Below are 25352 nucleotides of genomic sequence, written 5' to 3'. Positions count from 1 at the left end.
GTTCCGAATGCCTTCAGGAAAAGCGTAAAGTTTTAGCCTTTCGCCTTTTTCGGCTGCAGAAGCTCGTCCAGGATGACGCAGCCGGCGCCAACCGTGATGAAACTGTCGGCAAGGTTGAAGACCGCGAAGGACCAAGTCTGGGTGTGAAAGAGAATGTAATCGATCACGTGCCCGTAAAGAAAGCGGTCGATCAGATTGCCAAGCGCGCCGGCAATAATCAGCGCAAAGCCTGTATGCGCGATCCATCGATCGTTCGAGGTGCGATGCCAGAGCCAGATGACGAACGCAACGATGATGAGCCGCATGCCGACGATGAACCAGCCGTCCATTCCCGACAGCATCGAAAAGGCGACGCCGAGATTGTAGGTGCGGTAGAGCGCCAGCATCGGGATGACCGGCACCGCCTCGTGTAGCGGCAGATAATGATCGACGGCGATCTTGACGATCTGGTCGATAACGACCGCGACGAGAATGAAGATCAGGATGGGCAGCGGTCGCGAGAAGAGCGCAGGACGGTCAAGCGGCTGTTCGGTCATTTGCCCTCGGAAAGTGAAAGGAGATGGCGGCGCGCTTCGAAAAGCATGACGGCGCTGGCAATCGCAAGGTTGAGGGAGTCCGCACGCCCTTGCTGCGGTATCCGCGCAAGCGCATCCGCCTCCCTTGCCAGCTGATCCGGCAGGCCGGACTGCTCATTGCCCATCAGGATGACGACCGGTTTCTTCCTGTAGTCGATCGTGCGGTAATCGACGGAGCCGGCAAGGTGTGTGGCAACGACCGACACGCCTGCGGATTTCTTCCAGGCGATAAACTCTTCAGGCGTCGCCTTGGCGACGGGCACGGCAAAGACGGAGCCCATGGTGGCGCGCACGGTTTCGAGCGAGAAGGGGTCCGTGGTCTCCCCGAGAAGGATCACGCCGGAGGCGCCAGCGGCATCCGCCGTTCTGATGATCGTGCCAAGATTGCCGGGATCGCGCACGCGGTCGAGCGCAATCCACGTCTCTCCGTCCTTCGGGCGTATTTCCTTCAGCGGCTTCCAGCGGTGCTCGAAAATTCCGACGACCATTTGCGGATTGTCGCGGCGGGTGACGGACGAAAGCACCTTTTCGCTGACTTCGAGCACGAGGCCGCCCGAAGCGACGGTCTTGGCCGCCATCTGTTCGACAAGCGGCTTGCCCTTGACAGCCTTGGCATAGACCAGCGTGCGGATCGCCCAGCCGAGTTCGATGGCATCGATCACAAGCTTCAGGCCCTCGGCCATGAAGGTGCCGCTCTCCTCGCGCGACTTCTTGTTGCTCAGCGCTTTGATGTCCTTGACGATCGGATTGGCAAGCGAGGTGACCTCCTTCACATGCCCGACCTTGTGCGGGCCGTGGCCCCGATGTTCATGACTCATTTCGGCACCCAGCGGGAGAAGAGAGAGGTCGATAGCGCGCGGCCTTGTGTCTTGCCGTCAAGGCCCGCCTCGCGGATCACAAGCTCGCCAGATTCAACCACGCCGCCGGTACCGCGCATCGTCTCGCGCATCAGCTCATGGATCGAATAGAAGCTGGCGCGGATCGAATAGGCCGTCAACACCAGGCCGAGCGCCTGTGGCGACAGGATTTCGCGGCAGATGTCGAGCATCAGCGGCAGGTGTTCGAAGAGGTGCCAGACTTCGCCGTTCGGACCACGGCCGAATTTCGGCGGATCGGTAAGGATGATGTCGTAGGTGTTGCCGCGGCGCTCCTCGCGCAGAATGAATTTCATCGCATCTTCGCAGATCCAGCGGATCGGCAGTTTTTCCATCCGGCCGAGCGCCTGATTTTCGCGCGCCCAGCCGATCGCCTTCTTGGAGGCGTCGACATGGGTGACTTCTGCGCCGGCCGCCGCCGCGACCAGCGACGCGACACCGGTATAGCCGAAAAGGTTCAAGACTTTCAGCGGCCGGCCCGCTGCTTCCACCTGTTGCTTCATCCAGCTCCAATGGACGATCTGTTCCGGAAACACGCCGACATGGCGGAAGGAGGTAAAACGTCCATAGAAATCGACGCCCAGAAGATGCAGCGGCCAGGTTTCGCCAAGCGCCTCCTTCGGAAAGCGCCAGCGGCCGGTTCCCTCCTCATCGGTATCGCCGGTAAAAACCGCATCGACCTTTTCCCAGACATGGGGTGCCAGCGACGGCTGCCAGAGCGCCTGGCCTTCCGGGCGGACGATGCGATAGGGGCCGTATTGCTCGAGCTTCAGGCTGTTGCCGCTGTCGATGAGGTGGAAGTCGCCCGCTCCGGAGGATTCCAGAATGACCGGAACGCGCTCCAGGGGGCGGTCGCCGGTGCGGCTCTTCAGAGGCCGCTCGTTCGCTCCGGGCACGGTCGCCTCGCGCATGGTCTCCCGCGCAGTCGCGGGCTTGGCCTCCGCTTTTGCCGGGCGGCTTGGACGCTCGTCACGGCGGTGATGGCCGGGGGAACCAGCGGGCGGCTTGTGGCCCGGCCGGCGCTCTTTCTGTCTCAACGTGTTTTCCGCGTCTCAAATTTTGATAGAGCCCGTGCAAATAGCATCCCCTGTCACCTTGGCAAAGTGCTTTCCCGCTGTGATAAGTTTGAGAATGGAAAACGGGAGGACCTGCGCATGGACATGACTGGCGAAGAACGCATCAATGCCCCTCGTGGCGTAGTGTGGGCGGCCTTGAACGATCCGGATGTGTTGAAGCGATGCATTCCTGGCTGTCAAAGCCTTGAAATGAAGTCGCCGACGGAGCTTGCCGCAATCGTCAAGGTCAAGATAGGGCCGGTGTCGGCCACCTTTAACGGTGAGGTGACGCTCACCAACGTCAAAGCGCCGGAAAGCTACACGATCTCCGGCGAGGGCAAGGGCGGGGTCGCAGGCTTTGCCAAGGGCGGAGCCGATGTTGCCTTGAACGAGGATGGGGCGGAGACTGTGCTGCAATATGCGGTCAAAGCGCAGATAGGCGGCAAGCTGGCCCAACTCGGCGCCCGGCTGGTGGATACGACGTCGCACAAGCTTGCGCAGCAGTTCTTTGCAAATTTCAATTCAGTCGTGAGCGAAAAGGCCGCGCAATAGCGGCCGTCGAAGGTGCGGCCCATGACGTCCTATCACTCGCCTCCCCTGGAGTGCACGGTCAGACATTCCCGTGTGTCGGACAGCGAACTGCTCGGCGACATTTACCTCAGTGTGCGCAGGCAGACGTTCACCTGGGTCGATCCCGGCAGTTTTCGCCGCGAGGATTTCCTCGCGCATTCGCAGGGCGAAATGGTCTGGGTTGCCGAAGCGCGGGATGGCGAGATCGCCGGGTTCATGACACTCTGGGCTGAGGACGATTTTATCCACATGCTCTACATCCGGAAGGAATGGCAGGGCAGGGGCGTTGGAACCGCGCTTCTGAAAGCCCTGCCCGAGTGGCCGCGCCGAAAATACCGATTGAAATGCCTGACCAACAACCGGAACGCCAAGGCGTTCTATGCCCGTCACGGTTTCGTCGTGACTGGAAACGGCACGTCAGCTGAAGGCGACTACGAAGAGCTGAGCTTTATTCCTGCCTGAGGGCGGCCGGTCAGCGGGAAGGCAACTGGCCGGTCATCTCTTCGGCGCGCGTCTTATGACGATCGGCCTCGCTCTGCCAGCGAATGGCTTCCTTCGCCTCGATTTTCGCGCGCTTGCGGTGTTTGCCCTGAGTAAACCACGTGACGGCAGAGCCGATCAGCATGCCGATGATCAAGGCGATGAAGAGGAAAATGAACAACGGCGCCGAGACGGCGAGAAGCTGGTCTTGCGGCTGGAAGGGGTTGAAAGCCAGCGTCACACTCTGCCGGTTGGCAACGCAGAAGACGATGAGAATGATGCCCAGTGGCAGCAAAATCAAAAGGTTGATGATCTTCTTCGCCATCCCGGCCTCCGCGCTTGGTCGCGCCAGCTCGACGCGGCGCATGATCGCTCACCAGAATAGAAAGGTGTGCGCGAAGTTCAAGCGCGGTTTCGTCGCAACCCGGATCAGCCTCAGTCTTCCTGATCCGCCTGGCCGGGATTCAGCCGCTCGCGCAACTCCTTGCCGGTTTTGAAGAAGGGCACCCACTTCTCTTCGACGAAGACGGTGTCGCCCGTACGCGGATTGCGGCCGGAGCGCGAAGGACGATTCTTGACGGAAAATGCGCCGAAGCCGCGCAGCTCCACGCGGTTGCCCGCTGCGAGCGCATCGGTGATCTCGTCGAGAACCGCGTTGACGATGTTCTCGACATCCCGGTGATAAAGATGCGGGTTGCGCGCTGCAACAATCTGCACCAGTTCCGACTTGATCACGGTCTCCCCCTTAAATTATTGATTTCTTATTAATCCCGGCCAAACTGCCAAACTGAAACGAGCCCGTCAAGGAGCAACTTTTGGGGCAGAATTGCGGCGATGTCCTGACCCTTCACGAGATCGCCATACCCGAACAACACTGCGAGCCTGGAAACAGCGTCGGCGAGCAGAAAAGGTGTGCTGCTCTTCCTGTTCCAATCGACGATCGGCAGATCCTTACTGACGTTTCGCCCGGCAAGATAAGTGCGGATCTCGGCATCGCCGCCGATCTGGTCAATGAGCTTTAGCTTTACCGCCTGACGGCCGGTAAAAATCGTGCCGTCCGCCAGCTTCAGCGCTTCATCGCGTGGGAGTTTGCGGCGATCGGCGACGAGATCGACAAACCAGCCATAGCTATCCATGACCATGTTTTGGATCATGGCCTTGGCCTCTTCGCTGGCCGGATGGAAAGGTGACGGCTCCGCCTTCAGCGGCGACGATTTAATCTCCTGTAGCGAGACCCCCAGCTTATCAAGCAAAGGCTGGACCTGAGGGTACTGAAAAATCACGCCGATCGAGCCGGTGAGCGAGCTTTCTCCGGCAATGATCGTATCGCCGGCGGTCGCGATCATGTAGCCAGCGGAAGCCGCCAGCGTTCGGACGTCGGAGACGACCGGCTTCTTCGCTGCGATTGCCCGGATCGCCTTGAATATCTTTTCGCCGCCGTAGGTCGTACCCCCCGGGGAGGAAATGGAAACGATAACGCCTTTGACGCGATCGCTCTCCTCGATCTTCTTGAGCCGCTCAAGGAGTTCGTCGTTGTCGGTGATAAGGCCGGAAATCGTGACATGGGCGATGTGCGGCCGTCCTGTCTCGATGTCGCCCGCGATAAATTCGTAGAGCGCGAAGCCGAGCGCGACAAAAAGCACCACCGCGGCGATGCGCCAGAAACTGAGTTTGCGGCGAATCCTGCGGCGATCCGCGATCGTCGAACTGTCCATAAAGTCCTCCAGAGCCGCGGGGGCGGCCACATGCAACACGGCATCAGATAAGGCGGCGCTCCACCTTCGGAAATGCCGGTGTGCCTCGTTTTCTTGCCTTATTTGCTTGTTGCAAAAAAAAATCCATATTGGCAAGCCAGTGTAATAATGCGAAACGATCTGTGATCGGGTGAAGCACTCCCTATATACAGGCCCCGATCACCGACACGGACACGTAATGCTCAACACGTTAAACAGCAGCGGGACGCCTGCCTTTGCCAGGCCTGAACGGAGCGCCTATACGGCTGCGCTTTTCCATTCCGCGCGCGTCCGGCGCCTGAAGATCTTGTTGCCTGTCGCTGCCGTCATGGTTTCGCTGGCCTTCATTGCGGTCTCGATGGTCCGCGCTTATCTGCCGGAAAACCTGAAAATCGAAGGCGCCAAGATCGAAAACGGGAAGGTCGTCATGGAAAAACCGGCAATCGCCGGACGCAATTCCGATGGCATCAACTATTCGATGCTCGCCGAGCGCGCGCTGCAGGACATCAAGAATCCCAATCTCATCACGCTCGAAACGATCAAGGCGGCAGTGCCGGTCCACGACGATCTGATTGCCCGCGTCGAGGCCTCCACAGCCGACTACGACCGCGCCACCGACAATCTTGTGATGAACGACCCCTTCACCATTCTGCTCAGTAACGGTCTGACGGCGAATTTCCAGTCTGCCAAGCTCGATATCAAGGGCGGCAAGATGACGACGGATACCCCGATCCACATTCAAAAAGACGGTGCATCGGTTGTTGCGGATTCGCTTCAGATGACGGATAAGGGGCGCGTGATCACATTCGAGGGGAACGTGCGCATGAATGTCGATCCAACCGTCATTCGCAAACAGGGCACCTAACAGCCGGGTCACTCATGACAAAAGATAGTCACTCTTCAATTCGCAAGTCTGGCTTAGCGCTCAGCGGCTGCGCCTTGGCGCTTCTGGTGACTGCGGGGGCAGCTTTCGCACAAGCCACAACGAGCCAGATGAATGGCTTAAAGCTCGACAGCAACAAACCGATCCAGATCGAAAGCGATAAGCTGGAGATTCACGATCAGGAGCACAAGGCCGATTTTACCGGCAAGGTAAAGGTCGTGCAGGGAACAACAACCCTGGAGGCCGGCCATATGACTGTCTTCTACAAGGCACAGCCAGATGGCTCAAAGGCGCCGGCAGACGGTTCAAAGCCCGATGCAGCTGCCGCTTCCATTTCATCCGGCAATGCCGATATTGACCACATCATCGTTACCGACAAGGTTTTCCTGAGCTCAGGCACCCAAACAGCAACAGCCGACGACGGCTCCTTTGACATGGCCAAGCAGCTCTTCATCCTGAAGGGCGACAAGGTCGTGCTGACCGATGGGCCGAACGTCTTCACAGGCTGCCAGCTCACCGTTGAGATGCAGACCGGACACGCGCAACTGGATAGCTGCGGGGGGCGCGTCCAGATTCAGCTCGATCCGCAATCCCAGAAAAAGAACTGAAACCGGCCTCCCGACGTGAAATTATTTTCGTTTTTAACCGCGTTCGGCAAGTCCGGGCCGCAATCCGCAGCGGATCCCGGTGCCGGCGGGGACAAGAGTCGCTACCAGGGGACGCTGATCGCGCGCGGCCTCACGAAGACCTATGGTACGCGGCGCGTTGTCAATGGCGTGTCGCTGGTCGTACGGCGCGGCGAAGCCGTTGGCCTCCTAGGGCCTAACGGAGCCGGTAAGACGACCTGTTTTTACATGATCACAGGTCTGGTTCCGGTGGACGAGGGCACCATCGAAATCGACGGCAATGACGTGACGACGATGCCGATGTATCGCCGGTCGCGCCTCGGGGTCGGCTATCTGCCGCAGGAGGCTTCGATCTTTCGTGGCTTGACGGTCGAGGAGAATATCCGGGCCGTGCTCGAAGTCCACGAGAAGAACAAGGCAGAGCGCGAGAAGAAGCTGGATGAACTCCTGGAAGAGTTCCATATCTCCAAGCTGCGAAAGGCGGCGGCGGTTTCGCTATCGGGTGGCGAGCGGCGCCGTCTGGAAATCGCTCGCGCGCTTGCAACCGATCCGACTTTCATGTTGCTGGACGAGCCTTTTGCGGGCGTTGACCCTATCTCGGTCGCTGACATCCAGAACCTCGTACATCATCTGACGGCGCGTGGCATCGGCGTTTTGATTACCGACCACAATGTGCGCGAGACCCTCGGTCTCATTGATCGCGCCTACATCATCCATGCTGGCGAAGTGCTGACGCACGGCCGGGCGAACGACATCGTCAACAATCCTGAAGTGCGCCGGCTCTACCTGGGCGATAAATTCAGCCTCTGACAGGATCTAAGGCGATCGAAATTCGCCTTCCTGTCATACTGGCGCTTGACCAAATAGGATAAAAAAGCAATTTTTGGGCCAAGTTGGTTTCCGCGGCCCGGACGATTGTTCAGGCGTGGTTTCCCGGGAAAATGAACGGGAGTTTCGCGTCGGCTATGGCTTTGTCAGCCAATCTTTTCCTGCGACAGAACCAGTCGTTGGTCATGACGCCGCAACTGATGCAATCCATCCAGTTGCTGCAGATGACGCATGTCGAACTGGTCCAGTTCATTGCCCAGGAAGTCGAGAAAAACCCGTTGCTCGAATTTCCGTCAGATGATGCGGAAACCGGCAGTGATTACGACCCGCAGGATGAGGCGCACGGACGCCAGCCGGATGACGACCGCGCCGATGCGCTTTCCGGAGACTGGTACGACAACGGTACCGAGGGTAACGGCAGCCGGCTGAAAGAAGAGCTGGACGCCAATTATGCGAACGTCTTTCAGGACGATGGAGCGCCGGCGCGGGTTGATGCACCGGAGCTGATCAGTCAGTGGAAGTCGATGCCGGGAAGCGGCGACGGCGAGAATTACGATCTCGACGATTTTGTTGCAGGGCAGGTTTCGCTCAAGGATCACCTCGCGCAACAGGTTCCATTCATTCTGCCGGATATGGCTGACCGGTTGATCGCGCAGCAGATGATCGACCAGCTCGATGAGGCTGGTTATCTGCAGGGCGACGTTGCTGAGATCGGCGGCAGGTTGAACGCCGATCTCACGACGGCCGAACATGTTCTTGCCGCGTTACAGACGCTCGATCCGCCCGGCGTTTTCGCTCGCAACCTGGCCGAGTGCCTGTCGATCCAACTGAAGCAGAAAGATCGCTTCGATCCCGCCATGCAGGCGCTCATCTCCAACCTCGAACTGCTGGCACGGCGCGATTTTGCGACGCTCAAGCGGCTTTGCGGCGTTGACGAGGAAGACCTGCTCGACATGCTCGCGGAGATCCGCCAGCTGAATCCGAAGCCTGGTAGCAGCTTCCAGACGGGCATTTCCGAAGCGATCATGCCGGATGTGGTCGTGCGGGCGTCTTCGGATGGCGGCTGGCTGGTGGAGTTGAACCCGGATACACTCCCTCGCGTGCTGGTCAACCAGTCCTATTTCGCCAATGTGAGCAAGAACTCCAGCGAATACGCATTCTTGTCGGAATGCCTTCAGAACGCCAATTGGCTCACGCGCAGCCTCGATCAGCGCGCAAAGACGATCGTGAAGGTGGCCAGCGAGATCGTTCGTCAACAGGATGCCTTTCTGATGCATGGCGTCGACCATCTGCGGCCCCTGAATCTAAAGACCGTTGCCGATGCAATCAAAATGCATGAGTCGACGGTCAGCCGCGTCACCTCGAACAAATACATTCTGACGCCGCGTGGCCTTTTCGAACTCAAATATTTCTTCACGGTATCGATCAGTGCGGTGGAAGGCGGTGAAAGTCATTCGGCCGAGGCGGTTCGCCATAGGATCCGCGCCCTGATCATGCAGGAGGGTTCGGATGCTGTCCTCTCCGACGATGACATTGTCGACATACTGAAGAAGGAGGGCATCGATCTCGCTCGCCGTACGGTTGCAAAATACCGGGAAGCGATGAACATACCCTCTTCCGTTCAACGGCGGCGTGAGAAGCGAGCTTTGGCGAAGGTTTCCGGCTTTTAGAAAGCCATGCCAGATCAACCCTATCAGTGCATCCAAATATGTGACACGCCCGGCCGTTGACTTTTTGTTAACGTGCCGCTAGAAGGCCGCCGCAATTGGCGCTGTGAAGCGTTCAGACTTATCCCCATCATCCTCAGGGCGCTTGAAGCACGCAACTTAAGCCGATCTTGCTTGAGTTTGCGCGAAGTGCTTGGATGAGCTGTAGCCTTGGCGTAAACTGGTGCCGCAACCACTTATAAGAAGGGAAACTCCATGAGTGTGCGTGTATCCGGTAAACATATGGAAATTGGTGACTCGTTTCGTCAGAGGATCGAGGACCAAATGGACACGGCCATCACGAAGTACTTCGACGGAGGATATTCTGGGCAGGTGATTGTCGAGAAATCGAGTGCGCGCTTTTCCGCCGATTGCAAGCTTCATCTCGATAGCGGGGTGGTTTTGCATGCAGCAGGAGAGGCAATGGATCCGCAGCTGGCATTCGAGGCCGCTTCGGAGCGCATCGAGAAGCGTCTGCGCCGCTACAAGCGCAAGCTCAAGGATCACCATGCCGGAAACCATCTTAACGGGTCAGCCGAAGTCGCCTATACGGTGATGGACGCTGTCCCGGACCATGAAGAAGAGGTTCCCGACGATTTTGCCCCGGCAATTGTTGCCGAGAGCACGAAGCAGTTGAAGACCATGTCTGTTGCGACCGCCGTCATGGCGCTCGATATGACAGACGAACCGCTGCTTCTGTTCCGCAGCCCGGGCAAGGAACATTTGAACATCGTTTACCGCAGGCATGACGGTAATATTGGCTGGATCGACGCAGCCAATATCAAGAGCTGACATCCGGGTGATGGGTAGCGGCGGCGGCGCCGTTTCCCAATCATCCGGTTTCGGCGACAAAAGGAAAAAGAAATGGCATTGGCAGATCTGCTGCACCAGGATGCGATCATTCCCGCCCTAAGGGTAAATTCCAAGAAACAGTTGCTTCAGGAGCTGGCCGCAAAGGCCTCCAAGGTTACCGGGCTTTCCGAGCGGGAAATTTTCGACATCGTTCTGCAGCGCGAGCGCCTCGGCTCGACGGGTGTCGGTAACGGCATCGCCATTCCGCATGGCAAGCTTCCGAGCGTGCGCTCGATCGTAGGCGTCTTTGCGCGGCTGGAAAGTCCGGTCGATTTCGAAGCCCTGGATGATCAGCCGGTCGATCTGGTGTTTCTTCTCCTTGCTCCGGAAGGGGCAGGGGCGGATCACCTGAAGGCGCTCTCGCGCATCGCACGCGTGCTTCGCGATCAGGACCTCGTCGCGAAATTGCGCGCCACCGATTCCGCGTCGGCGATCTATGCCTTCCTCAACGAAGAGCAGGCATCGAACGCCGCCTGAGCGGCAGTTGATGGCCTAAACGAAGAGAGGCGCCTGAGCTCAGGCGCCTCTCTTCGTTTGCGGAAGCTGATCGCTCAGAATTCTTCCCAATCGTCCTGCGCAATGGCTGCCGAGCCGTGTGACTGCGGAAGAGGCCGGCGCGGTGCTGGAGCCGCGGAACGGTAGGCAGGGGCCGGCGCTGCAGCGGAGCGCATCTTCTGTGCCGTCGAGCGTAGCGTGCTCGCATTGCTCTGACCCGACACGCGGAAGCGGAGGACGAGAGCGTTGAGCGTCTGCGCTTCGTCGTTGAGCGCAACACTGGCGGCCGTCGCCTCTTCCACCATCGCCGCATTCTGCTGGGTGACCTGGTCCATCTGGTTCATGGCCTGGTTGATTTCCTTGAGGCCGATCGCCTGTTCGCTGGCGGAGGCTGAAATCTGCCGGATGAGCCCGTTGATGTTCATGACCTGCTCGGAAATCTTGTGCAGCGTGCCGCCGGCGCGGCCGACCAATTCGACGCCCTCCTTCACCTGGACGGCCGAGGTGTTGATCAGCGTCTTGATCTCCTTGGCGGCATTGGCGGACCGCTGCGCCAGCTCTCTGACTTCCTGTGCGACCACTGCGAAGCCCTTGCCTGCCTCGCCGGCACGGGCGGCTTCGACCCCGGCATTCAGCGCCAGGAGGTTCGTCTGGAAGGCAATCTCGTCGATAACGCCGATGATCCGCGAGACCTCCGTCGACGATTGCTCGATGCCCTGCATGGAAGCAATTGCCTTTTGTACGACTTCGCCGGACTTTTCCGCGTCTTCGCAGGCGAGATTGACATTATCCGCGGCCGTGCGTGCATTCTCCGCACTGGAATTGACCTGCGCCGTCAGCTCGTTGAGGGCGGCGGCGGTCTCTTCCAGACTTGCCGCCTGCTGTTCCGTACGCTTGGCAAGGTCCGAGGCGCTGTTGCTGATTTCGCTCGTGCCCGAGCCGATGTTTACGACGCTGAGGTTCATCGTGTTGACGGTTTCCTCGAGGCTTGCGAGAGCCGCGTTGAAATCTTCCTTTAGCTTGGCGTATTCACCCGGGAACTCCACCGTGATGCGGTGGCCGAGGTTGCCTTGCGACAGTTCGGAAAGACCGGCGCCTACGACAGACACGATCTGCCGCTGGAGAGCGACGGCATCCTGGCGTTCGGCTTCCGAGCGGCTGCGCTCGCTTTCGGCGGCATGGCGCTGATCGTTCGCTTCTGCTTCCAGGCGCTGCGTATCGGCAAGTGCAAAGCGGAACCCTTCGAGGGCCTTGGCAACCGAACCGATCTCGTCGGCACGATCCTGACCGGCCACCGGTTCCTCGTACTTGCCGTTGCTGAGCGCGCGAACACTGGCGACGAGGCCGCCGAGCGGGTTCTGAACAAGACCGCGCACGGCGAAATAGAGCGCCAGCAGGACTGCGCCGAGGACAACGATGCCGGCCGCGATCATGATGTAAGTCTGGGCTTGGACTTGTGCATTGATGGCGCTATGCGGCACGTCGACAAGCACCACCCAAGTCGCATTGAGGCCGGGGACTGCAAACGGATAGACGACCCGATCGAAAGGTTCGTTGCCATTGAAAGTCAGGTTTCTGACGACACCGGCCGTGTTCGAGGAAAGGGCTGCCTTCACCTCGGTCGCGCCATCGCCTTCGCCGTAAGGCTTGGACATGAGATCGGGCTGCGGCGCAACGATCCAGTTACCGTTCTGGGCGAGAAGGTTGACGCGGCCTGAACCGAAGGGATGCAGGGCTTGCAATTTGTCGGTCAGCGATTTCAGCGAGATATCGACACCTTCGACGCCGACCATCTTTCCGCCGGATATGACTGGATAGGCGATTGAGGTCAGCAGCGTCGGGACGTCCGTGCCCTCTGCAAGATACGGCGCCGTGATGGCGCCCTTGCCGCTCTCAGCCGCAAGCTTCCACCACTCGGCTGTATAATCGTTGTCAAAGGTCGAAAATTGGATGGCGCCGTCCTTCGTCTTCGACCAGTAGGGCGAAAAGGCGCCATTCTTGTTCGTGCCCTCGTCGAGGTTGTTGGCGATCTCCGTCGTCTTGCCGTCCAAAGCGCCGAGTTGCTCGCAGAACCAGCTGCCGAAGGCGAAAGCGTTCTGCTCGAGATTGGCCTTGAGAACATTGATCATGCCCTTGCGATCAAAGTCCTTGCCGTCGAGACCGCGACCGAGGACGCCCGACATCGAGCGGGCTGCACTGCCGAGTTCGCCAACAGCGCCGGCGATCTCGTTGGCAATCGATTTGGCTTCGAGATCGGCCTGATCCATCGTCAGAGTCTGGACGCGGTCGCGCGTTTGATCGATCAGATAGAGATTGGAGACCAACAAGACGAGCGCGATGGCCGCGCCAGTGATCAGGATGAGCTTTGCGGCTAGCGACTTCATGCGAAAGATGAACATGGTGCCTCGGCGGGAGCGACGCACCGGAGGCGCATTCTCCGGCACAGGCATGGATATGCCGCGCCGTCATGGAGCAGCCCTGAGTTGCCGGGCTGCTAGAAGAGGCCCGGCGATCGACAGAATGATGGCCGGAAACCTCTTAAATTTGAATGAAACTCTATGGATTCAGGCTGCTAATGCCTTGACTAGACTCGCTTTCTGCGAGTGGGGGTTGAAACAGACAAGGCTATATCTTGTTTGCGACTTCGGCAGACAGTGGAATGGACGGCTGCGCTCCAGCCTTGAGGCATGCAAGCGATCCGGCGACCGCTGCCTGGCGCAGTGCTTTGTGAAAATCCACGCCCTCATCGAGGCTTGCGGCGAAATAGCCGCAGAAGGTATCGCCGGCGCCGACCGTGTCCACGGGTTCGATCTTGAGCCCCTGTGCCCGCAGGATTTTTCCGTCCCGGATGGCGATGACGCCCTCGGCGCCGAGCGTTACGATCAAGGTCTGGCCGGTCTCTCCATGCAGGCGCTTCAGTGCCGCCTCACGGTCGGCCGTGTTCATGCCGTCTTGGCCGGCCAGGCGCTCGAACTCCGTTTCGTTGGCAATGACGATATCGGCAAGACGTCCGAGACGCGGGGCATCGGCAGTGAGGGGAGCGAGGTTGAGGATGGTGGTTACGCCTTTCCCGCGCGCGGCGGCAAGCGCGCGCTCGACGGCCGAACCTGGCACTTCCAGCTGCAAGACAAGAATATCGCCGTCGCGCATCGCGCCAAGCGCGCGATCGGCGTCCGAGGCGGTAAGGGTGCCGTTTGCACCCGGGACAACGGCGATCATGTTCTCGCCGTCTCCGCCTACGAGGATCAGTGCGGTGCCGGTCGGCCCGTCGACATGCTTGACGCCCGCAAGCTGCGTCCCGGCCTGATCAAGAAGCGCCAGCGCCGGAGCGGCGAACTCGTCCTTGCCGACCGCGCCGACCATATGCACGACCCGTCCGGCGCGTTGTGCGGCCAGTGCCTGATTGGCTCCCTTGCCGCCGGCCGCCGTCGCGAACCCGCTGCCCGCCACCGTTTCACCGGGCTTGGGCAGCCGGTCAGTCGTGGCGATAAGGTCCATGTTGATGGAGCCGAAAACTGTGATCATGAGGGTGTTCCGTCCAAGCCTTTATTTGGAGGCGACAGTGCCCGATGGCCTCACTCTTCGTCAACCACTCTAAGCTTCAAGAGACCGGTGCGGCTTTCGACCGACTTCGCCGCAGGCGCACTTTCACGCTCCTCCTTGAGCGCTTCCGCTCCCTCGAATTCCAGCGCCTCGATCTTGGCGCCACGTTTCGTGAGCTTGTCGGTCGATGTGATGATCTGATCAACATCCCGCTGCGCCTGCGAAAAATGGGTCTGCAGCTTGCGAACACGCTCGTCGAGCCGTCCGAGATCATCCATGAGGGTGGCGACTTCGCCCTGAATGACGTGCGCCTGCGCGCGCATGCGCTGATCCTTCAGGACAGCCTGGATAACCTGGATCGACAACATCAACAGCGAGGGAGAGACGATGACGATGCGGGAACGATGCGCCTTCTGCACGACCGGTTCGAAGTTCTCATGGATTTCAGCGAAGATCGATTCCGAAGGAACAAAGAGAAAGGCAGTGTCCTGCGTTTCCCCCTGGATAAGATATTTTTCCGAGATATCGCGGATATGAATTTCCATGTCGCGGCGAAACTGCTGCGAGGCAAGCTTGGTTGCCTCCGGATTGCCCGCGTCGCGAATGGCATTCCAGGCCTCGAGGGGAAACTTGGCGTCGATGACCAGCGGCGGTGCGCCGTTCGGCATGCGCACGGTGCAGTCGGGGCGGGAGCCGTTGGAGAGCGTCTGCTGGAAACCATAGGCGCCCATCGGTAGCCCATCGGCGACGATGGTCTCCATGCGCGACTGTCCGAAAGCGCCGCGCGTTTGCTTGTTGGAGAGGATGGCCTGAAGTCCGACGACATCCTTCGCCAGGGTCTGGATATTATTCTGAGCCGCATCGATGACTGCCAGCCGCTCCTGCAGGCGCTGGAGGTTCTCGTGCGTCGACTTCGTCTGCTCGCTGATCGTCGTGCTCACACGCTGAGACATGCCGTCGAGGCGCTGATTGATAGCCTGATTGAGCTCGGCCTGGCGTGTCCCGAAGACCTCGGCCATGGTTGAGATACGTCCCTGCATCTCGGCCTGGATTTTCAGAAGTTCGCCCATGCGGGCGTCCGCCTCGGCGGCCCTCATCGCCGCCTCCTCATTTTGTTCGCGGCGGAGGCTGCTGCTTCTAAAAAGCAGGAAAATCAGCGCTAAAACGATGGCGGCGATGGTGCCACCTGCGAGGGCAAGCATGGCTGGGCTGAGCCCAGCGAGCGAAATTGTCAGCGAGTCGGTAACATTGGTCATGCCGGCACAATAACAAACTCGGCAGCAATGGCTAGATCAAAACGTGAACAGATCCACAGCGCAGATTGCGATGCAAAATATCGCTGGGTCTGCGACTTGAAGCTCTTTGAAATAATCGTCTGGGTTAACTAATGCTCAACTCTATTTTCGAATTGTCCTTTCGAGACAAACCTTTATCGCGCCCAAGCGCCAGACAGAGATACATCATGACCAGTCAGCAATCCGAAAACGCACTCAAGCAGCGTCTCGATTTTATCGGCCTCGACGGCGAGGCACGTAAGATGATGCGCGAGTTGCGGCCGGTTATCGGCGAGCTGGTTGGCGGCGCTCTGGAAAAATTCTACGGAAAGATCGCAAGGACGCCTGCCGTTGCCAGCTTCTTTTCCGATAAGACCCATGTCAACCATGCCAAGAAGCGCCAGGAGGATCACTGGGCAAACCTCGCCGGCGGCAATTTCGACGATAGCTACGTGAACGGCGTCAAGGCAGTCGGCAAAACGCATGCCCGGATTGGCCTGGAGCCGCGCTGGTATATCGGCGGCTACGCGATCGTCATGTCGGAACTCGTCAAAGGCATCATGGAAAAGCAGTGGCCGTCACGCTTCGGCCGCCAGCAGGGCAAGGTGCTTGCCGAAAAGCTCACCGCGGTGATCAAGGCCGGCATGCTGGACATGGACTATTCCATCTCCGTCTATCTCGAGACGCTGGATGAGAAGCGCCGGGCGCTGGAAGAAGAGCGTGCCAAGGCGGAAGAGGACAAGTCAATTGCGCTTGCGCACCTGCGCCGGGGACTGGAAGCTCTCTCGAATGGCGATCTCGAAGCGACGCTGCCAGCGGACCTTCCGGGTCAATTCGGCCAGATGGCGGAGGATTATAACCGGGCGGTTGCGGCCCTTCGTGTCTCGTTCGCCTCGGTACGCAGCAGTTCGGGCGAGATCAAGAGCGGCGCGGATGTAATCTCGAAGGCAACGGACGATCTGGCACTGCGTACGGCGCAGCAGGCCGCCGGTGTCGAGGAAAGCTCCGCCGCCCTCCAGCAGCTCTCCGTTAGCGTTGCCCAGACGGCGGCAAATGCCGAAAAGGCGTCCGGCGCGGTGCGCGAGACGCAGCAGAAAGCGAAGAGCTCCGGCGAACTCGTGACAAGTGCAGTCTCAGCCATGGCGGGCATCGAAAAGTCGTCCACCGAGATTGCTAAGATCATCGGTGTCATCGATGAAATTGCCTTCCAGACAAACCTTCTGGCGCTTAATGCCGGTGTCGAGGCTGCGCGTGCGGGCGAGGCGGGCAAAGGCTTTGCGGTCGTCGCACAGGAGGTGCGTCAGCTTGCGCAGCGCACGGCCGATGCCGCCAAGGAGATCAAGAACCTGATCTCCGAAAGCTCCATTCAGGTGAATGAGGGCGTCGGCATCGTCAGCAGCACGGGCGAGGCTCTCGGCGATATGATCAGTCGCATCGACGGCATCAACCGTCTCGTGTCAGATATCGCGGCGGCCGCGCGTGATCAGGCAACGGGGGTCAACGAAGTCAGCATCGCGATCCGCAACATGGATACGATCACCCAGCAGAATTCCGGCATGGTTGAACATACGTCGGCGGAAACCCGGCGGCTGCGCGCTGAGGTCGACAACCTCGTGGCGTTGTTGCAGCGCTTCAATATCCGCTCTCAGGAGCGCCAGGCGCTGGCATCCCGCCGCGCCGCTTGACCGAATACGGCAAAATTCCGGAGGGCTGCGCAAAAAAGCGCCTTCCGGGATTTCAGAATAATTCCCTAGCCGGAAAAGATAGGCTATGGGAACGCCATGACCATCAAGCCACTTATCATTCTTCCCGATCCCGTTCTCCGACAGGTCTCCAAGCCGATCGAGCGAGTTGATGCCGATCTCAAGCGTCTTGCAGACGACATGCTGGAAACGATGTATGACGCCCCCGGCATCGGCCTCGCCGCAATCCAGATCGGGGTGCCGCGCCGCATGCTGGTGATCGACGTTTCCCGCGAGGGCGAGGAAAAGCAGCCGCAGGTCTTCATCAATCCGGAGATCATCAAGTCTTCTGACGAGCGATCGGTTTACGAAGAGGGCTGCCTCTCGATTCCGGATTACTATGCCGAGGTTGAGCGCCCCGCCGCGGTGACGGTCAAATATCTCGATCGTGACGGCAAGGAACAGGCGACGGAGGCCGATGGCCTTCTCGCCACTTGCCTGCAGCACGAGATAGACCATCTGAACGGCGTCCTCTTCATCGATCATATTTCGCGCTTGAAGCGGGAGATGGTGATCAAGAAGTTCACAAAGGCGGCGAAGTCGAAGGTGCTCTAAAGCAGCCTGGTCGAGACTTCGGCCAAGCCGGCTCGTTGGCTGTTGAAACGGCTGAACACTTGATTGGCGAGAAAAGATGTCGCTTCGCATCATTTTTATGGGAACGCCGGACTTTTCGGTCCCGACATTGCGGACGCTGGTGGACGCCGGACACGAGATTGTTGCGGTCTATACCCAGCCGCCGCGACCGGGCGGCCGGCGTGGTCTCGACCTGCAGAAGTCGCCGGTCCATCAGGCTGCTGAACTGCTCAGGCTGCCGGTCTTCACACCCGTGAATTTCAAGGCGCCGGAAGAGCGGGAGCACTTTCGTGCGCTCAATGCTGATGTCGCGGTGGTCGTCGCCTACGGACTGCTGTTGCCGGAAGCGGTTCTGAGCGGAACACGCCATGGCTGCTACAATGGCCACGCCTCCCTGCTGCCGCGCTGGCGGGGCGCGGCGCCGATCCAAAGAGCGATCATCGCGGGCGACGAAAAGACCGGCATGATGGTGATGAAGATGGACAAGGGGCTGGATACCGGCCCCGTCGCACTCACCCGCGAAGTCGACATCGGACCGAACATGACGGCCGGCGAATTGCACGACAGGCTGATGCAGGTCGGCGCCCAGGTGATTGGCGAAGCGATGCGCAAGCTCGAAATGGGCGATCTGCCGCTGACGCCGCAGCCGGAAGATGGTGTCCTCTACGCCGCAAAGATCGATAAAGGCGAGACGCGGATCGATTTCACAAAGGCGGCGCAAGACGTGCATAATCATATCCGTGGGCTGGCACCATTTCCGGGCGCCTGGTTCGAGGTCGAGATTGGCGGAAGGCCAGAGCGAGTAAAGGTGCTGGGTTCGGAGCTTGCAGGCGGGCACGGTGCTGCTGGTGAGGTGTTGAGCGACGATCTGGCCGTTGCCTGCGCATCCGGAGCCGTGCGGCTGACCAAGCTGCAGAAGGCGGGCGGCAAGCCGCTGCCGGCAGCCGATTTCCTGCGCGGCACCCCGCTTGTGCGCGGCACGAGGCTAGGCTGATGCCGCGCTACCGGATGACGGTCGAGTATGACGGAGCGCCCTATGTCGGCTGGCAGCGCCAGGAAAATGGCCCGTCCGTTCAGGGCGCGATCGAAGGTGCGATCCTCTCGCTGAGCGGCGAGACCGTGTCGGTCCGCGGTGCGGGGCGTACGGATTCCGGCGTGCATGCCATGGGTCAGGTGATACACGCGGATCTGTCGAAGGAATGGCCGGCCTTCAAGCTGCAGAACGCGCTGAATGCGCATCTGAAGCTTGCCGGCGAGCGCGTGTCCATTCTTGATGTTCAGGCAGTCAGTGAATTCTTCGATGCGCGCTTTTCCGCCGAGCGGCGGCATTATCTCTATCGCATCATCAGCAGGCGCGCGCCGCTGGCGCTCGAAGCGGGCAAAGCCTGGTGGGTGCCGAAGGCGCTGGACCACGAAGTGATGCATGCGGCGGCACAGATCCTGGTCGGCAATCACGACTTCTCCACCTTCCGATCCGCGCACTGCCAGGCGAACAGCCCGATACGCACGCTCGACCGCCTGGACGTGACGCGAAACGGCGAACTCATCGAGATCCGGGCAACGGCGCAGAGTTTCCTCCACAACCAGATCCGCTCATTTGCCGGAACGCTGAAGCTGGCGGGAGAAGGCAAGTGGACGCCCGAGGATGTGCGCGCCGCGCTCGAGGCGCGCGATCGCAAGGCTTGCGGTCCGGTGGCGCCGCCCGACGGGCTCTATTTTATGCAGGTCGATTACCCGGCGGTGATTACCGATCGCCGCAAGCAGGCGAATGAGAACGGCGAGGATGACGATCTGTCATAGTCAGCCTGTGCGAGATCGCGCACCTACGCCGGATAAATGCCGAGGAAGCGCTGGAGATACTCGCCGAGCATCATCGTCGGCACCAGCAATGCGAGCGTCAGTGCACCGACCATCAAGCCGTGACCGTGGAAGATCATCCGCAGAATCCGCGCCAGCATGAAGACCTGCGCCATCATGAAGAAAAGCAGCAGGAGCGACACAAATCCCACGGTACCGGGAATGAAGAAGACCAGTGCCAGCAGCAGGCCGTTGATGTAGGAAAGCGGCACGCCGAGCCAGTTTACGCTGACGACCACGGCCGCGAAGCGGTCACCCATGCGGAAGGCGAGCAGCAGTAGCCCGGCAAGGACCAGGGGCACGAACCAGTTGGCCATCTCGACCAAGCCCAGACGGAAATAGAAGGGTAGACCGACATCCATATCCGGCGGCATCGACTGCAGGAAAGCCTGACGCCACCAGAGCCACGAAATGCCCATCGGCGGTAGGCACCAGGCAATTGCCCAGAAGGATCGGTTGATGCCGCGGTCCGACATGTCGAGAAACCGGAAGCCGCGCTTATCCATGCGGATCAGCAGCCACAGGCCGGCCAGATAATATTGGACTTCCCTAAGCCCCGGCATTCTCGAACCAGCGCGCGATGAATGTTTCGTAGATCTGCGTCAGCGTTTCGAGATCAGAAACGGCAACGCGCTCGTCGATCATGTGCATGGTCTGCCCGACGAGCCCGAATTCGACAACGGGGCAATAGTCCTTGATGAACCGCGCGTCCGACGTGCCGCCGGCGGTCGAAAGTTTCGGCGCCTTGCCGGTAACGCTTTCAACGGCAGAGGAGAGCGACGCGATCAGCGCATTGTTGCGGGTGAGGAAAACATGGCTCGGCCGGTCGGCCCAGACGAGGTCATATCTCACGGCCTCGCGCCCCGGACGCAGCGCACCATCTGCCGCCGCGGCGTCAAGACGGCGCAGGATTTCCGCCCGCAGCGTCTCTACTGTCCAGGTGTCGTTGAAGCGGATGTTAAAGCTTGCCGTCGTCTTCGCCGGTATGACGTTGGTGGCTGGATTGCCGACATCGACCGTGGTCACTTCCAGGTTGGATGGCTGAAAGTTCTCCGTTCCGTTGTCGAATGGAGGGTCCATCAGTGCGCTGGTCAACTGCAGCATGCCGCGCACAGGGTTGTCTGCGAGATGTGGGTAGGCCGCATGGCCCTGAATGCCGTGGACGGTGATTTTGCCGGAGAGCGAACCACGGCGGCCGATCTTGATCATGTCGCCGAGCGCATCGGGATTGGTCGGCTCGCCGACGAGGCAGGCATCCCAGCGTTCGCCACGTGCCGCCGCCCATTGCAGCAGCTTGATCGTGCCGTTGATCGACGGGCCTTCTTCGTCGCCGGTTATCAGGAAGGAAATCGAGCCCTTCGGATTTCCATGCTTTTCAATGTGCCGCGCCACGGCCGCCACGAAGCAGGCGATGCCGCCCTTCATGTCGACGGCGCCGCGGCCGAAGAGTTCGCCGCCAGCGATCTCCGCGGCAAAGGGCGGGTGCGCCCAGGAGGCTTCATCGCCGACCGGCACGACGTCGGTGTGCCCCGCAAACATCAGATGCGGGCCAGCGTCGCCCAGGCGTGCATAGAGGTTTTCGACGTCCGTCGTGCCGGCTTCCGTTGCCTTGACCTTGTCCACGTTGAAGCCGAGCGGTGAAAGCATGGCATCAAGCGCTGAAAGCGCGCCACCTTCGGCGGGTGTCACCGAAGGGCAGCGGATGAGGGTCTGGAGATTGGCGACGGGATCGGTGGCGGTCATGACGGTCGAATTATCCGGCGGGAATGGCAAAGACAAGGCAAGGCGGCGAACCGCCTCGCTGAAAAGAGCGCCGTCTGTTTACCGGATCGGAGCCCGGCTGTCACTTGAGCTTAGTCGCGCAGCAGCTCGTTGATCCCGGTCTTGGAGCGGGTCTGCTCGTCGACGCGCTTGACGATGACGGCGCAGTAGAGATGCGGCGCCGGCTCGCCGTTCGCCATGGTCTTGTTGCCGCTCGGCATGGAGCCTGCGACGACGACGGAGTAGGGCGGCACTTCGCCATACATCACTTCGCCGGTGGCGCGATCGACGATCTTGGTCGACTTTCCGATATAGACGCCCATGCCAAGCACCGAGCCCTCACGGATGATGCAGCCTTCGACGACTTCCGAGCGGGCGCCGATGAAACAGTTGTCCTCGATGATCGTCGGACCGGCCTGCATCGGTTCCAGTACGCCGCCGATGCCGACGCCGCCGGAAAGATGCACATGCTTGCCGATCTGCGCGCAGGAGCCGACGGTCGCCCAGGTATCGACCATCGTGCCTTCCCCGACATAGGCTCCGAGATTGACGAAGGACGGCATCAGCACGACGTTCTTGGCGATATAGGCCGAGCGGCGAACGACGCAGTTCGGTACGGCGCGGAAACCGGCGTCACGATACTGGTTCTCACCCCATCCTTCGAACTTGGAGGGAACCTTGTCCCACCAAGTGGAATTGCCCGAGCCGCCCTTGACGACTTCCATGTCGTTAAGGCGGAAGGAGAGCAACACGGCTTTCTTGAGCCACTGGTTGACCGTCCACGTGCCGTCTGTGCTGCGCTCGGCCACGCGTGCCTTGCCGCCATCGAGAAGCTGAAGCGCGGTTTCGACTGCATCGCGAACTTCGCCCTTCGTCGACGTGTTCACGCTGTCGCGGTTGTCGAAGGCGGCTTCGATGGTCTTTTCGAGGGAAGAAAGGTCGGTGGCGCTCATGGGAAATCCTTAAACTTCGAACTCTATCGTGAAGACGACAAAGTCTCCGGGAAATGTGATCGGCTGGACGCGATCTGCTCTATCGCATGAGCGGCTAAAATGGAATGATTTTTCGAATTAGATCGCTTCTGGATTCAAGGCGATAGACATACCGGCAAAGTTGCTGGCAGACACCGAAGGGCATTTGGAATGACAAGAGGAAAGAACGGCAGGCTGAGGCGCAAGAATGGAGTCTGGGCTCCGCTGAAGTCGAGCGAGATCGACAGGGAACGCGCACTCGCCGTGCCGAAAACACCGCAAACGCTCTCGCCGTCCTATCGCCTCGCCTATGCCGATGATGACTTTCTCTGCCGCGAGGAACTGCGACCGATCCGCCTCCAGCTGGAGTTGCTGAAAGTTGAGATGATCCTGACGGAGCGGGACATCAAGTCCACCGTCGTCATGTTTGGCGGCGCGCGTATTCCCGCACCTGGCCAGAGTGCATGGGCTGCGCGCAACGAGGTGCAGCGCGAAAACCTTGAGGCGGCCTCCGTCTATTACGACGAGGCGCGCAAATTTGCCCGGCTCTGCTCAAGATATTCGGCCGGCTTCGATTTTCATGAATATGTGATCGTCACCGGCGGTGGTCCGGGCGTCATGGAGGCTGGCAACCGCGGCGCGGCCGACGAAGGGGCGCCCTCGATCGGTCTCAACATCGTTTTGCCGCACGAGCAGGCGCCGAATGCCTATGTCACGCCGGAGCTCAGCTTCAACTTCCACTACTTCGCGATTCGAAAGATGCATTTCATGGTGCGCGCCAAGGCCATTGCGGTCTTTCCGGGCGGGTTCGGCACCCTTGATGAATTCTTTGAATGCCTGACACTGATCCAGACCGGACGCATGGAGAAGATGCCGTTGATCCTTTTCGGTGAAAAGTTCTGGCGGAGCGTCATCAACTTCGATGCGCTTGCGGAATTCGGAACGATCGCACCCGATGACGTGAAGCTGATCAGCTTCGCCGATACCGCGGATGCCGCCTGGAAGATCATCGAGGATTTCTACGAGCACCAGGAATAGAAAGCCCGCCGCGGCCGGCGGCGGGTCTCATATTCGTAAGTAATTACTTACAGGAATGGCCGATCGGGCATGTCATCGATCGAGATGACGCCGTCCTTGTTACGGTCCATACGGGTGAAGAACACTTCGAAGGCAGCCGCGGCTTCCTGTTGGGAAATCTGGCCGTTCTCGTCCGTGTCCACTCGGCGCATCATCGAGGCGAACATCATCATGCCGCCCTCGCGCATCCCGAGGCGGCGATCGCCGCGGCCCCGATCGCCGTCGCCGCGGCCGCGATCACCGTCAGCGCGCTTCTGAACCTTCGGTCGGTCGCCGTTGTCACCCATTTGCGGAGCGTTGGCGCCCATCTGGTCATCCGGCGCCTTGCCGTCCTTCATCTGGGCTTGATGATACTTGCGGATCTCGCCCGGCGTCAGCGACCCGTCGTTGTTCGTATCGATCGCGGCAAAGACCTTCTCCATGCCGTCCTGGCCTTCCTGCTTGGAAATCTGGCCGTCCTTGTTGGTGTCGAACTGTTTCAACATGCGAACGAAGGCAATTTCGCGCATTGCCTCGGCGCGCATTCCGTCGCCCATCATCTGGCGTGGCGGCTGGCTTGCCTTGTCGCCGGGCGCCGCAAAACTGGCGCCGGCTGCAGCACCGACGATCATGACGGAGGAAAGTGCGGCCAGTAGCAGCTTGTTCCGAGACATCGTATTTCCTTTCGGGTTCGCAATCTCGCTGGGATCACGTTCGAAAAGTAGAGCCGATGCATCAATTTGACCAATTAAACATCGGTCTTCTGGATGAAATCTTGGTAATCTAGCCGGCGATCTTGTCGAGAAATGCTGCGAGATCATCGGTGACGAAATCGATGTGATCCTCATCTCCGCTCGTCTTCTCCCACCACTCGACGACGGTTTCCTCAAGATTGTTCGGCACCAGAAGGACAGTCTTCATACCGAGCGCCTTCGGAACCACGAGGTTGCGCGGCAGGTCCTCGAACATCGCCGCTTTGCCGGTCTCGACGCGCTTCAGCGCCTTGAACTTGTCATAGGTTTCCTGGGCCGGCTTCGGCACGAACTCTGCGGCGACGATGTCGAAGATGTCGTCGAAATGCTCGAGGATGCCGAGCGCACCGGCCGCCATCTCGGCATGCTTGACGCTGCCGTTGGTGAAGATGAACTTCCGGCCTGGCAGGGCCTTGATCGCGGCGCCCAGTTCAGGCTGCGCCGTAAGGCTCGAATAGTCGATCGCGTGCGCCTTTTCGAGGAAGTCGTTGGGATCGATCCCGTGATGGATCATCAGCCCCTGCAGCGTCGTCCCGTGGTCAAGGTAATATCGCTTCTGCAGCTTGCGCGCCTCGTCATGCTCCATTTGCAGGAGCGCCGAGACATAGGCCGTCATGTTCTTGTCGATCTGCGCGAAAAGGTTGACGTGGTGCGGATAAAGCGTGTTGTCGAGGTCGAAGACCCATTCGCTGACATGCGCAAAATCGGCTTTGGTCGGAGTACGATCTATCTTGGTCATGATGGCGTTATGGCATGGCTGGCCGGTCAATGAAATTGTCGAATTAAAATCGGCGCCCGTTTTCGGGCGGACGGCGTGCCGGTGCGGTGCTAGAAAGGTGCCATGCTGTTTGACCTGCCCGATGACGATGCGCTTTATGGCGCCCTGATTGCCCGGAGCTCCGATTATGAGGGGCTCGCCTATGCCTGCGTCAAGACGACCGGCGTCTTCTGCCGGCTGACCTGCCCGGCGCGCAAGCCGAAGCGGGAAAACACGATCTTCTACGATTCGATTGCGACCTGCATGCAATCCGGCTTCCGGCCGTGCCAGCGCTGCAGGCCGCTGGAGCAGGCCGGGCGCGAACCGATCGTCGATGAGCTCTTGAAATCCCTCGACCGCGAGCCGATGGCGCGGTGGACGGAGGAGG

General features: G+C 59.9%; 28 protein-coding genes. 14 read left to right on the top strand and 14 right to left on the bottom strand.

Annotated elements, in window-relative coordinates; translation table 11 throughout:
- Window positions 1-32: 32 nt before the first annotated feature.
- Genes lspA through ACPYOI_RS07620 form a run of 3 tightly spaced genes read right to left on the bottom strand, consistent with a single transcriptional unit; the run spans window position 33 to window position 2487 of the window.
- Complete coding sequence (lspA, locus tag ACPYOI_RS07630) at window positions 33-536, bottom strand: signal peptidase II (RefSeq protein ID WP_481418836.1); 504 nt, start codon at window positions 534-536, stop codon at window positions 33-35.
- Window positions 533-1393, bottom strand: a complete 861-nt coding sequence (locus ACPYOI_RS07625; protein WP_481418835.1) for a TrmH family RNA methyltransferase — start codon at window positions 1391-1393, stop codon at window positions 533-535. The genes lspA and ACPYOI_RS07625 overlap by 4 nt, the downstream gene beginning before the upstream one ends.
- On the bottom strand, window positions 1390-2487 hold the full coding sequence (locus ACPYOI_RS07620; RefSeq protein ID WP_481418834.1) for a class I SAM-dependent methyltransferase: 1098 nt from the start codon (window positions 2485-2487) through the stop codon (window positions 1390-1392). The genes ACPYOI_RS07625 and ACPYOI_RS07620 overlap by 4 nt, the downstream gene beginning before the upstream one ends.
- A gap of 117 nt (window positions 2488-2604) precedes the next feature.
- On the opposite strand from ACPYOI_RS07620, the gene ACPYOI_RS07615 reads away from it, so the two are divergent.
- Both ACPYOI_RS07615 and ACPYOI_RS07610 read left to right on the top strand, forming a co-directional pair.
- Window positions 2605-3057, top strand: coding sequence for an SRPBCC family protein (locus ACPYOI_RS07615; RefSeq protein ID WP_481418833.1), 453 nt, complete (start codon window positions 2605-2607; stop codon window positions 3055-3057).
- Window positions 3058-3078: 21 nt separating this feature from the next.
- Window positions 3079-3537, top strand: coding sequence for an N-acetyltransferase family protein (locus tag ACPYOI_RS07610; protein ID WP_481422740.1), 459 nt, complete (start codon window positions 3079-3081; stop codon window positions 3535-3537).
- A 10-nt stretch (window positions 3538-3547) separates the two neighbouring features.
- On the opposite strand, the gene ACPYOI_RS07605 is transcribed toward ACPYOI_RS07610, so the two are convergent.
- The 3 genes from ACPYOI_RS07605 to sppA all read right to left on the bottom strand — a co-directional run bounded on the left by ACPYOI_RS07605 (window position 3548) and on the right by sppA (window position 5270).
- Window positions 3548-3880, bottom strand: coding sequence for a LapA family protein (locus ACPYOI_RS07605; protein WP_481418831.1), 333 nt, complete (start codon window positions 3878-3880; stop codon window positions 3548-3550).
- A 110-nt stretch (window positions 3881-3990) separates the two neighbouring features.
- A complete protein-coding gene (locus ACPYOI_RS07600) occupies window positions 3991-4290 on the bottom strand; it encodes an integration host factor subunit beta (protein ID WP_160007056.1) in 300 nt (99 codons plus the stop codon).
- A 29-nt stretch (window positions 4291-4319) separates the two neighbouring features.
- Window positions 4320-5270 carry a signal peptide peptidase SppA gene (gene sppA, locus ACPYOI_RS07595; protein WP_481416026.1) on the bottom strand — a complete coding sequence of 317 codons (951 nt, stop codon included), beginning with the start codon at window positions 5268-5270 and terminating at the stop codon, window positions 4320-4322.
- 217 nt (window positions 5271-5487) lie between these two features.
- On the opposite strand from sppA, the gene lptC reads away from it, so the two are divergent.
- From lptC to ptsN, 6 genes are all read left to right on the top strand, one after another.
- On the top strand, window positions 5488-6153 hold the full coding sequence (gene lptC, locus ACPYOI_RS07590) for an LPS export ABC transporter periplasmic protein LptC (RefSeq protein WP_168828123.1): 666 nt from the start codon (window positions 5488-5490) through the stop codon (window positions 6151-6153).
- 14 nt (window positions 6154-6167) lie between these two features.
- The gene (locus ACPYOI_RS07585) at window positions 6168-6779 is read left to right on the top strand and encodes an LptA/OstA family protein (protein WP_168828124.1); all 612 of its coding nucleotides are present in this window, start codon (window positions 6168-6170) and stop codon (window positions 6777-6779) included.
- Window positions 6780-6794: 15 nt separating this feature from the next.
- Window positions 6795-7607 (top strand): LPS export ABC transporter ATP-binding protein, encoded by an 813-nt coding sequence (gene lptB, locus ACPYOI_RS07580; RefSeq protein WP_168828125.1) that lies wholly within the window; start codon window positions 6795-6797, stop codon window positions 7605-7607.
- A gap of 155 nt (window positions 7608-7762) precedes the next feature.
- Window positions 7763-9295, top strand: a complete 1533-nt coding sequence (rpoN, locus tag ACPYOI_RS07575) for an RNA polymerase factor sigma-54 (protein WP_481416025.1) — start codon at window positions 7763-7765, stop codon at window positions 9293-9295.
- A 252-nt stretch (window positions 9296-9547) separates the two neighbouring features.
- On the top strand, window positions 9548-10123 hold the full coding sequence (hpf, locus tag ACPYOI_RS07570; protein ID WP_481416024.1) for a ribosome hibernation-promoting factor, HPF/YfiA family: 576 nt from the start codon (window positions 9548-9550) through the stop codon (window positions 10121-10123).
- Between the two features lie 72 nt (window positions 10124-10195).
- The gene (gene ptsN, locus ACPYOI_RS07565) at window positions 10196-10660 is read left to right on the top strand and encodes a PTS IIA-like nitrogen regulatory protein PtsN (RefSeq protein ID WP_481416023.1); all 465 of its coding nucleotides are present in this window, start codon (window positions 10196-10198) and stop codon (window positions 10658-10660) included.
- A gap of 74 nt (window positions 10661-10734) precedes the next feature.
- Here ptsN and ACPYOI_RS07560 read toward each other — a convergent pair whose 3' ends face one another.
- From ACPYOI_RS07560 to ACPYOI_RS07550, 3 genes are all read right to left on the bottom strand, one after another.
- Window positions 10735-13077 carry a methyl-accepting chemotaxis protein gene (locus ACPYOI_RS07560; protein WP_481422739.1) on the bottom strand — a complete coding sequence of 781 codons (2343 nt, stop codon included), beginning with the start codon at window positions 13075-13077 and terminating at the stop codon, window positions 10735-10737.
- 226 nt (window positions 13078-13303) lie between these two features.
- Window positions 13304-14203, bottom strand: coding sequence for a ribokinase (locus ACPYOI_RS07555; RefSeq protein ID WP_481416021.1), 900 nt, complete (start codon window positions 14201-14203; stop codon window positions 13304-13306).
- A 50-nt stretch (window positions 14204-14253) separates the two neighbouring features.
- Window positions 14254-15477, bottom strand: coding sequence for a DNA recombination protein RmuC (locus tag ACPYOI_RS07550; protein WP_481416020.1), 1224 nt, complete (start codon window positions 15475-15477; stop codon window positions 14254-14256).
- Window positions 15478-15683: 206 nt separating this feature from the next.
- On the opposite strand from ACPYOI_RS07550, the gene ACPYOI_RS07545 reads away from it, so the two are divergent.
- From ACPYOI_RS07545 to truA, 4 genes are all read left to right on the top strand, one after another.
- Complete coding sequence (locus ACPYOI_RS07545) at window positions 15684-17180, top strand: methyl-accepting chemotaxis protein (RefSeq protein WP_481416019.1); 1497 nt, start codon at window positions 15684-15686, stop codon at window positions 17178-17180.
- Window positions 17181-17276: 96 nt separating this feature from the next.
- Entirely contained in the window at window positions 17277-17792 is a 516-nt protein-coding gene (def, locus tag ACPYOI_RS07540) for a peptide deformylase (protein WP_481416018.1), read from the top strand.
- A gap of 76 nt (window positions 17793-17868) precedes the next feature.
- Window positions 17869-18804 (top strand): methionyl-tRNA formyltransferase, encoded by a 936-nt coding sequence (gene fmt / locus ACPYOI_RS07535; protein ID WP_481416017.1) that lies wholly within the window; start codon window positions 17869-17871, stop codon window positions 18802-18804.
- Window positions 18804-19610: a tRNA pseudouridine(38-40) synthase TruA gene (gene truA / locus ACPYOI_RS07530; RefSeq protein WP_481416016.1), complete on the top strand. Its 807-nt coding sequence runs from the start codon at window positions 18804-18806 to the stop codon at window positions 19608-19610. Before fmt ends, truA begins: the two co-directional genes overlap by 1 nt.
- Window positions 19611-19633: 23 nt before the next feature.
- On the opposite strand, the gene ACPYOI_RS07525 is transcribed toward truA, so the two are convergent.
- From ACPYOI_RS07525 to dapD, 3 genes are all read right to left on the bottom strand, one after another.
- A complete protein-coding gene (locus ACPYOI_RS07525; RefSeq protein ID WP_481416015.1) occupies window positions 19634-20230 on the bottom strand; it encodes a hypothetical protein in 597 nt (198 codons plus the stop codon).
- On the bottom strand, window positions 20217-21410 hold the full coding sequence (dapE, locus tag ACPYOI_RS07520; protein ID WP_481416014.1) for a succinyl-diaminopimelate desuccinylase: 1194 nt from the start codon (window positions 21408-21410) through the stop codon (window positions 20217-20219). Before dapE ends, ACPYOI_RS07525 begins: the two co-directional genes overlap by 14 nt.
- A 110-nt stretch (window positions 21411-21520) precedes the next feature.
- Window positions 21521-22381 carry a 2,3,4,5-tetrahydropyridine-2,6-dicarboxylate N-succinyltransferase gene (gene dapD, locus ACPYOI_RS07515; protein ID WP_481422738.1) on the bottom strand — a complete coding sequence of 287 codons (861 nt, stop codon included), beginning with the start codon at window positions 22379-22381 and terminating at the stop codon, window positions 21521-21523.
- A 189-nt stretch (window positions 22382-22570) separates the two neighbouring features.
- Between dapD and ACPYOI_RS07510 the strand changes: the two genes are divergently transcribed.
- On the top strand, window positions 22571-23437 hold the full coding sequence (locus ACPYOI_RS07510) for an LOG family protein (RefSeq protein ID WP_481416012.1): 867 nt from the start codon (window positions 22571-22573) through the stop codon (window positions 23435-23437).
- A 47-nt stretch (window positions 23438-23484) separates the two neighbouring features.
- Here the strand turns inward: ACPYOI_RS07510 and ACPYOI_RS07505 are convergent, their stop codons facing one another.
- Both ACPYOI_RS07505 and ACPYOI_RS07500 read right to left on the bottom strand, forming a co-directional pair.
- Window positions 23485-24129: an EF-hand domain-containing protein gene (locus tag ACPYOI_RS07505; RefSeq protein WP_481416011.1), complete on the bottom strand. Its 645-nt coding sequence runs from the start codon at window positions 24127-24129 to the stop codon at window positions 23485-23487.
- Window positions 24130-24238: 109 nt separating this feature from the next.
- Window positions 24239-24946: a pyrimidine 5'-nucleotidase gene (locus ACPYOI_RS07500; RefSeq protein ID WP_481416010.1), complete on the bottom strand. Its 708-nt coding sequence runs from the start codon at window positions 24944-24946 to the stop codon at window positions 24239-24241.
- A 102-nt stretch (window positions 24947-25048) separates the two neighbouring features.
- Here ACPYOI_RS07500 and ACPYOI_RS07495 point away from each other — a divergent pair.
- Window positions 25049-25352 (top strand): Ada metal-binding domain-containing protein (locus tag ACPYOI_RS07495; protein WP_481422737.1); only part of this gene is annotated, 304 nt, incomplete at its 3' end.

Source organism: Rhizobium sp. SVR5-2C, assembly GCF_056755115.1.
The sequence above is the reverse complement of the archived record's forward strand: the minus strand, read 5'-3'. Positions and strand labels throughout refer to the sequence as shown.

Bases quoted from the DNA above. Each gene is read 5' to 3' on its own strand.
- lspA (WP_481418836.1), bottom strand. From the start codon at position 536: ATGACCGAACAGCCGCTTGACCGTCCTGCGCTCTTCTCGCGACCGCTG.
- ACPYOI_RS07625 (WP_481418835.1), bottom strand. From the start codon at position 1,393: ATGAGTCATGAACATCGGGGCCACGGCCCGCACAAGGTCGGGCATGTG.
- ACPYOI_RS07615 (WP_481418833.1), top strand. From the start codon at position 2,605: ATGGACATGACTGGCGAAGAACGCATCAATGCCCCTCGTGGCGTAGTG.
- ACPYOI_RS07610 (WP_481422740.1), top strand. From the start codon at position 3,079: ATGACGTCCTATCACTCGCCTCCCCTGGAGTGCACGGTCAGACATTCC.
- ACPYOI_RS07605 (WP_481418831.1), bottom strand. From the start codon at position 3,880: ATGGCGAAGAAGATCATCAACCTTTTGATTTTGCTGCCACTGGGCATC.
- sppA (WP_481416026.1), bottom strand. From the start codon at position 5,270: ATGGACAGTTCGACGATCGCGGATCGCCGCAGGATTCGCCGCAAACTC.
- lptC (WP_168828123.1), top strand. From the start codon at position 5,488: ATGCTCAACACGTTAAACAGCAGCGGGACGCCTGCCTTTGCCAGGCCT.
- ACPYOI_RS07585 (WP_168828124.1), top strand. From the start codon at position 6,168: ATGACAAAAGATAGTCACTCTTCAATTCGCAAGTCTGGCTTAGCGCTC.
- rpoN (WP_481416025.1), top strand. From the start codon at position 7,763: ATGGCTTTGTCAGCCAATCTTTTCCTGCGACAGAACCAGTCGTTGGTC.
- hpf (WP_481416024.1), top strand. From the start codon at position 9,548: ATGAGTGTGCGTGTATCCGGTAAACATATGGAAATTGGTGACTCGTTT.
- ptsN (WP_481416023.1), top strand. From the start codon at position 10,196: ATGGCATTGGCAGATCTGCTGCACCAGGATGCGATCATTCCCGCCCTA.
- ACPYOI_RS07560 (WP_481422739.1), bottom strand. From the start codon at position 13,077: ATGTTCATCTTTCGCATGAAGTCGCTAGCCGCAAAGCTCATCCTGATC.
- ACPYOI_RS07555 (WP_481416021.1), bottom strand. From the start codon at position 14,203: ATGATCACAGTTTTCGGCTCCATCAACATGGACCTTATCGCCACGACT.
- ACPYOI_RS07550 (WP_481416020.1), bottom strand. From the start codon at position 15,477: ATGACCAATGTTACCGACTCGCTGACAATTTCGCTCGCTGGGCTCAGC.
- ACPYOI_RS07545 (WP_481416019.1), top strand. From the start codon at position 15,684: ATGACCAGTCAGCAATCCGAAAACGCACTCAAGCAGCGTCTCGATTTT.
- def (WP_481416018.1), top strand. From the start codon at position 17,277: ATGACCATCAAGCCACTTATCATTCTTCCCGATCCCGTTCTCCGACAG.
- fmt (WP_481416017.1), top strand. From the start codon at position 17,869: ATGTCGCTTCGCATCATTTTTATGGGAACGCCGGACTTTTCGGTCCCG.
- truA (WP_481416016.1), top strand. From the start codon at position 18,804: ATGCCGCGCTACCGGATGACGGTCGAGTATGACGGAGCGCCCTATGTC.
- ACPYOI_RS07525 (WP_481416015.1), bottom strand. From the start codon at position 20,230: ATGCCGGGGCTTAGGGAAGTCCAATATTATCTGGCCGGCCTGTGGCTG.
- dapE (WP_481416014.1), bottom strand. From the start codon at position 21,410: ATGACCGCCACCGATCCCGTCGCCAATCTCCAGACCCTCATCCGCTGC.
- dapD (WP_481422738.1), bottom strand. From the start codon at position 22,381: ATGAGCGCCACCGACCTTTCTTCCCTCGAAAAGACCATCGAAGCCGCC.
- ACPYOI_RS07510 (WP_481416012.1), top strand. From the start codon at position 22,571: ATGACAAGAGGAAAGAACGGCAGGCTGAGGCGCAAGAATGGAGTCTGG.
- ACPYOI_RS07505 (WP_481416011.1), bottom strand. From the start codon at position 24,129: ATGTCTCGGAACAAGCTGCTACTGGCCGCACTTTCCTCCGTCATGATC.
- ACPYOI_RS07500 (WP_481416010.1), bottom strand. From the start codon at position 24,946: ATGACCAAGATAGATCGTACTCCGACCAAAGCCGATTTTGCGCATGTC.